Raw genomic sequence first — 5,860 nt, 5'->3', positions numbered from 1 at the left:
GTCGTTCATTCGAGCATTGACATAATTTACGATCGTCTGGCTGCACAGATTTTTTCGATATGGCGCTTGCTGGCGCTTATAAAAGATAGCGCTGCCGTATAACCATACGACTGCACCTCGTAGCTGGGATAGCCATACTGCGATGCTTCGTAGCACTCCCAATCTTCGACCTCGCCTGCAGCGATGCGCACCTCGTAGGCGTCCACCATCGCGAGATACGCTTCGAGTTCATGATGCGTCAAGTCCGGATGGCCGGCGCGCCAGACCGGATCATCGATCTGGATGCATTGACGCGGATTTGCGGCGCGCCGCTTATCGTCAGTGGATTGGGCGACTTCTAACGATAAATTCAAGGCGGGATTGGCCTGAAGCAGCATTGGAACGATCGTCTCGAAATCCACAATCCCTTCCCCACATCGCCGCGTCTGAAAATCAAGTCCACCTGGAGCACGCGCCACATAAGCATCTTTAATATGTGTTTGACGCACGTACGATGCGAGTCTTCGCGCTGCGAAAACCGGGTGTTCGCCGCGTTGCAACACATTTGCAGTGTCAAAAACCACTCCGATACAATCGGAACCGATTTTTTCGATCAATCGCACGATTTCAAACGACGTAATCTCATCATGCGTTTCGATATTCAAATGAGTGCCGTGCGCCCGCGCTGCCGGTGCAAGCTTTTGCAAAACTTTTTCGATTGCGATGAGTTGATCGTCCCAACTCACATCAGTTCGAAACCGATCCACAGCCAAGCGACCGCGGTACGCCGGTTTAAAATTGCCCGGGCAAACCCATAGTTCGAAGCATCCTATCGACGCACTGGCTTCTATCATTCGGATACACCCCGCAATGAGATCGCCGTCGCCGATCGCTCGGAGCTCGGGCGCTTCGGCGCTGCAATATGGGTTGATTTTACCGATGCCTGCTTCCAGGTACAGCCCGATCTCATCCGCCCTAGCCCGAATGTCACGAAGTTCACCCGCGTCCAAACGTGGGCTCATATCCAGGACAGTGCTAAAGAAAACGCCTTCCAGACCGAGTTCTTTAACATGGTCTAGACTAGCAAGCGGCCCACGCTTACTAACTTCTGGTAATTTGACACTATCTATTCCTATTTTCATTTGGAGTCCTATATTAATATTTTTCTAGGCGAAACCTAGGGGAAAGAGAATGTAATCGTTGAAGTAAGACACGTCGACTCAGCTTCCCGGGAGATATAGCGTGGCTCAGCGAAACCTTGCAAAAAAACCTGATGCCCGTTCGTTTTTTGGCAAGATACGCTGCTCCAGGAAATACTGCGCGATCGATGCCAAGGTCGTGATCGCCAGATACCAAAGGGAAGCAACGATCAACAACTCGATGACTAAAAAATTTTGCGCATAAATATGCTGTGCTTGAGTCAGCAAATCGTTCATCCCGATAACCGAAACAATCGCACTGGCCTTCAACATGCCAATCGTTTGGTTTCCGGTAGGCGGAATGATGATGCGCGCCGCCTGCGGCATGATGATCAAGCGAAGTGTTTGCGCGCGCGTGAACCCAAGCGACGCGGCCGCTTCGCTCTGGCCTGGATCGACTGACTGTAGCCCACCGCGAATCACTTCCGCCATATTCGCCGCTTCATGGAGGGCGAGGGCGAGAAACCCCGCTAAGGCCGGCGTGACGAGCGTGTTCACTGACAAGGTCATCGTACCAAAGCTGAGCTCAGGCACGAAAAGCGCGATATTGAACCAGAAAAATATCTGGACGATAAGCGGCACACCTCGGAAAAGCCATATAAAAAGTGCCGACAATATTTTTAGCACCACGACCTGGGAGATTGCCATGGCTGCAAACACGCAACCGAGGCAGATCCCGAATATCATTGCCGCGACAGTCAACATCAATGTCAACCGCACACCTTGCAAAATCGTGGGATGAAACAGGTAGTGTCGGACCTCCTCCCATTGCACGCTTTGACTACGCCCCACCAAATGCCCCAGAAAAAGCAGTAGCATAATCACGGCGATGGCGATCATCGTCTGACCCGATAGCACTGGCCTCAAGATCGCCGCTAAGCGCGGCACATTTGGACGCTGTTGGAGCATTCCTGACATAGCTCAATTCGCGGTGAGTTGTTGGGCATCGTTTACTTTGACCGTGTGCACAGCAAGCGGGTCAAGGTCCCATTTCTTCAAAATAGCACTATAGGCGCCGCTGTCGACCATCTGCTGCAATGCCGCGACGACCGAGTCTCGCAGCGCCTTGTTGTTCTTGGCGACAAGTATGCCGAGATAGCCTTCGGCCAGGCGGACGTTCGGGAGTGCCGCGAGCCCCGTGCCATTGCCAACCTGATGGCGGGTCGTGTAGACACTCGTCGCATAGCCGTTGACGGTGGCGTCTGCGCGCCCCGCGCGCACCGCCTGCAATACGTCCGGCATCTTCGGTATCGCCATAATGTGTATCGTATCGGTACTGCAACGCTTGGACTCTGCTTCAACCAGGCGTTCTTGAAACGTGCCAACTGGTACCGCCACGACTTTTCCGCACAGATCGCTCATGCTTTTGATCCCATGCGGATTCCCGCCAAGGGTCATGATTGTCGTAGCATCATACATATAGTCGACAACGTCGACTTGCTGCTCCAGCGCCGGGTCATCGTTGATGCCAGAGAGCGTCATATCGTATCGTCCGGAGAGGATCGACGGCACGATAGCCGCACCTGCGCCCACATCGGTCATCTGCACATTCACATTCAAAATGATACCGAGTGCCTTCGCAATGTCCGCGTCGATACCGATCAAGGCGCCGTCATCCGCGTGGAAACTTATCGGTGGCGTGAGATCGGTCGCGATCTTCAAGACTTTGGACGTTTTAATCGCCGCAGGCAAAGCATTTTCCAACAACGGGGTGGCGATCACCCCTGGCAGTCGTTCAATCACAATATCGCCGCCATCAACTGCCACGGGGCTTGCCGCGTAGGCAATGCGCGCGACCGTCAAACCGATGCATAGCAATCCTAAAACTATGCGTTTCAAAGCGAAATGTGCGTGAGTCATAAAGGCCTTTTTGGCTGTAATAAGCAGTCATTCATCCGGCTTGGCATTTAATGCATTAGCTATGCCAAGCCTCTCGAAATGTTATTTATCCCATTGATTATTAAGAGACAAATAAAAAAATTAATCAATAAATTTTAAATCATCCGTACAAACTTTCGCAACTTTATTCGTACTGCAGATGTTACGCGCTCAAGGATGGTGCTCCGCCGCGCGTCAATTGGTGCGCCTTATCCACAATTGCACCGCAATAGCGCCGAACATCAGAACAAGTGCCGCAAACCAATGTCGATCATGGCTTGGGAACGACTGTTGGAATTGATATCGTTCGACCCGATCACCGCTTGCGCAGCACCTAGACCGTTGGTGCCGCTTGCGTGCTGATACGCCGCTTGCGCATAGACAACCGTGCTTTTGCTGAGACTGTAGTCGCCCCCGAGGTTGAACTGGTGATACTTTGCCGCGGAATCGCCCGACGTCTTGGTGAAGTTATAGCCTGCGATGGCATAGAGCGCAGGGGTAACGCGCCACGCAGCAAACATCGATCCGTTGAAGTACTGTTCCGTATTCGAATACGCCGAAGCGGCATCCGGGCGGTATTCAGACAAACTGTATGCGGTACCGAGGGTAACAGGTCCGACCAAATAGTTGCCCGCGACACGGAAGATATCGATGTCGTGCGCCGATGCATATGCCGAATTGACCGCACTGCGAAACACTGAATCTGCTGTGGACTCGCCGCGCTGACCAACACGCGCGCTGCCGTTGTCGACGTGTAAAAACCCGATCGATAGATTGAGGCGATTACGCGAATAGGCCGCAGCAGCCGAATATGACTGTCCGGATCCAACAGCGCCAGCTACGCCGCCTACCGAGTACATCGTCTGCACTGTGACACCAGACCAATTCGGACTTATCCACGTCAAGGCATTATCGAAATTCATACTGCCGTTGTAGTTGTCAAAGTCGCCAGGAGGAGCAAAAAACCCGCTGAACGTATTTCCAGTCATCCCGCTTAGCAGCATCGCCAGCGGATCATTTTGCCGACCCAGCAGCACACTACCCAACCGGTCGCTCGTTAAGCCAACGTATGACTTTCCGCCAAACATTCTGCCGTTGTTCGCCAAAGTACCATCGTTGACATTGAAATTGCTCTCCAACTTGAAAAGTGCGCCCATCCCGCCACCCAGATCTTCATGTCCAGTCATTCCCCATGAGTTTCCATATAATCCACCCGCATTGGTTTGCCATTGCGAGCTGACACCACCGCTGTTGTGCACATAGGCTACACCTGTGTCGATCGTCCCATACAACGTTAAGTTACTTTGCGCGTGTACCGAGGCAATACAAGCCGAAGAGCCAATGGCAATACCGGTAAATCTCAAAAATTTCACAATGGCACCTTTTTAATTAGTACAACAAATTATATAAAGGGAAAAATTCTATAAATTGTCCTGCAGTGCGGGCGTGATATCGAATACGGTTACGGCGTAATGCCTGGCATTTTTGGATCTACAAAGATAGATCTAGGCAAGACTCATGCGGTAGCCACGGCAGAGCGCGAGGCAGCTGCCGCCGTGTGCTATTGCTGTCGCGCGAATTCCTCCGGCGATAGCGTGCGGACCTCGAACTGATCTTGGATCCGCGTATAGCTATGCCCCCCTAGACGGCCAATTGCGTCCATCTTGTATTGATCGATATGCAAATTGTGAGGATCGACCGCATCGCCACGTACGTGAATACCAAGCACCTCACCTAAGATTATTTCCCTGGCGTTGCTGATCTGGAGCGTCATATAGCGCTTACACTCCAGTGCTGCAGGCGCCGCCAGGATACGCGGGCTACGCACTAAGCGCCCGGGAACGGTATCCAGCCCGGCGGCATGCAATTCATCGACTTCGGGACCGAACTTGATCGCGCAGATTTCCATTTGCGCAGCCAACGCTGTATCGCAAATATGGATTGTGAACTCGCCCGTGTCGCGGATATTACGCGCCGTATCTTTAAACTGCCTATCTTCGTGGTTTTCAACCCCGATTGCGACGATGGCTGGATCATGGGTTAACACGTTGAAAAAACTGAACGGTCCGGCGTTCGGACGTCCGGTATGGTCCACCGTCGTGACAAGCGCGATTGGGCGAGGAATCACCGTGCCGATCAAGAGCTTGTAGCGCTCGCGCGCGGTGAGATCGGCACAGTCGAAATGGACATGGTCGTAGGAAGGCGCTTTCATGCTTGGGCCTCAATGTCGATGCGATATGTCTCCAACGGCGTATGCCGACTCAGATTCTCGAATCCATTCGCCGTCACGACATAGCAATCACCGATATTGCAACCGGCCGACTGAGCTTCCAGCCACTGCGTATGAAGCACGAAAACCATGCCTTCTTCGAGCCGGTCGTGATTGTGTGAAGACACATTGAAACTATTTTGTCCACCGGCCATGCCGACGGAATGCCCCAAGTTCGGATTGTGCGGGCCGTGTGTCGCGGGGTAGACATGCATCAGCTTGCGCCCCTGGGCTTCCCAGTCGGCATCCGGTACGTATTGCATCGGCACCATGCGCGGGCCACCGTCCTCTGCTGGGGCCCAGTTATAAGGCATCGTGCGTGCATGCGGAGACGTCAACAACCCGTGTTCCACATAGGCGGTGAATGCCGCATTGTTGACGTCGCTAAATAGCGCGCCAGGTTTGATCAATTTCTCTGCGCGCTTTACGCCTTCGGTGCAAGCGGCCAACACTTTTTCTTGCCGCTCGGTGATGTCACCGACCGCAATCATCCGCGCCGTTTGCGCCGTGTAGCCTTGATAAGTGACATTGGAGA

The 5,860-nt window shown here is 53.1% G+C and carries 6 protein-coding genes; all 6 read right to left on the bottom strand.

Annotated elements, in window-relative coordinates:
* Nucleotides 1-26 precede the first annotated feature (26 nt).
* Nucleotides 27-1,121 carry a sugar phosphate isomerase/epimerase family protein gene (locus ACFFAR_RS22690; protein WP_375508511.1) on the bottom strand — a complete coding sequence of 365 codons (1,095 nt, stop codon included), beginning with the start codon at nt 1,119-1,121 and terminating at the stop codon, nt 27-29.
* Between the two features lie 105 nt (nt 1,122-1,226).
* Nucleotides 1,227-2,018: an amino acid ABC transporter permease gene (locus ACFFAR_RS22685; RefSeq protein WP_375508510.1), complete on the bottom strand. Its 792-nt coding sequence runs from the start codon at nt 2,016-2,018 to the stop codon at nt 1,227-1,229.
* A gap of 81 nt (nt 2,019-2,099) precedes the next feature.
* Complete coding sequence (locus tag ACFFAR_RS22680; RefSeq protein WP_375508509.1) at nt 2,100-3,038, bottom strand: ABC transporter substrate-binding protein; 939 nt, start codon at nt 3,036-3,038, stop codon at nt 2,100-2,102.
* 260 nt (nt 3,039-3,298) lie between these two features.
* The gene (locus ACFFAR_RS22675) at nt 3,299-4,429 is read right to left on the bottom strand and encodes a porin (protein ID WP_375508508.1); all 1,131 of its coding nucleotides are present in this window, start codon (nt 4,427-4,429) and stop codon (nt 3,299-3,301) included.
* A gap of 188 nt (nt 4,430-4,617) precedes the next feature.
* Nucleotides 4,618-5,268 (bottom strand): flavin reductase family protein, encoded by a 651-nt coding sequence (locus ACFFAR_RS22670; protein ID WP_375508507.1) that lies wholly within the window; start codon nt 5,266-5,268, stop codon nt 4,618-4,620.
* Nucleotides 5,265-5,860: M24 family metallopeptidase (locus ACFFAR_RS22665; RefSeq protein ID WP_375508506.1), on the bottom strand; the 596-nt coding region annotated here is incomplete at its 5' end. The genes ACFFAR_RS22665 and ACFFAR_RS22670, both read right to left, overlap by 4 nt.

It is taken from the genome of uncultured Caballeronia sp., assembly GCF_964243625.1.
GTDB lineage: Bacteria > Pseudomonadota > Gammaproteobacteria > Burkholderiales > Burkholderiaceae > Caballeronia.
This window is presented reverse-complemented; position numbering and strand designations above follow the sequence as displayed.

Bases quoted from the DNA above. Each gene is read 5' to 3' on its own strand.
- ACFFAR_RS22690 (WP_375508511.1), bottom strand. From the start codon at position 1,121: ATGAAAATAGGAATAGATAGTGTCAAATTACCAGAAGTTAGTAAGCGT.
- ACFFAR_RS22685 (WP_375508510.1), bottom strand. From the start codon at position 2,018: ATGATCGCCATCGCCGTGATTATGCTACTGCTTTTTCTGGGGCATTTG.
- ACFFAR_RS22680 (WP_375508509.1), bottom strand. From the start codon at position 3,038: ATGACTCACGCACATTTCGCTTTGAAACGCATAGTTTTAGGATTGCTA.
- ACFFAR_RS22670 (WP_375508507.1), bottom strand. From the start codon at position 5,268: ATGAAAGCGCCTTCCTACGACCATGTCCATTTCGACTGTGCCGATCTC.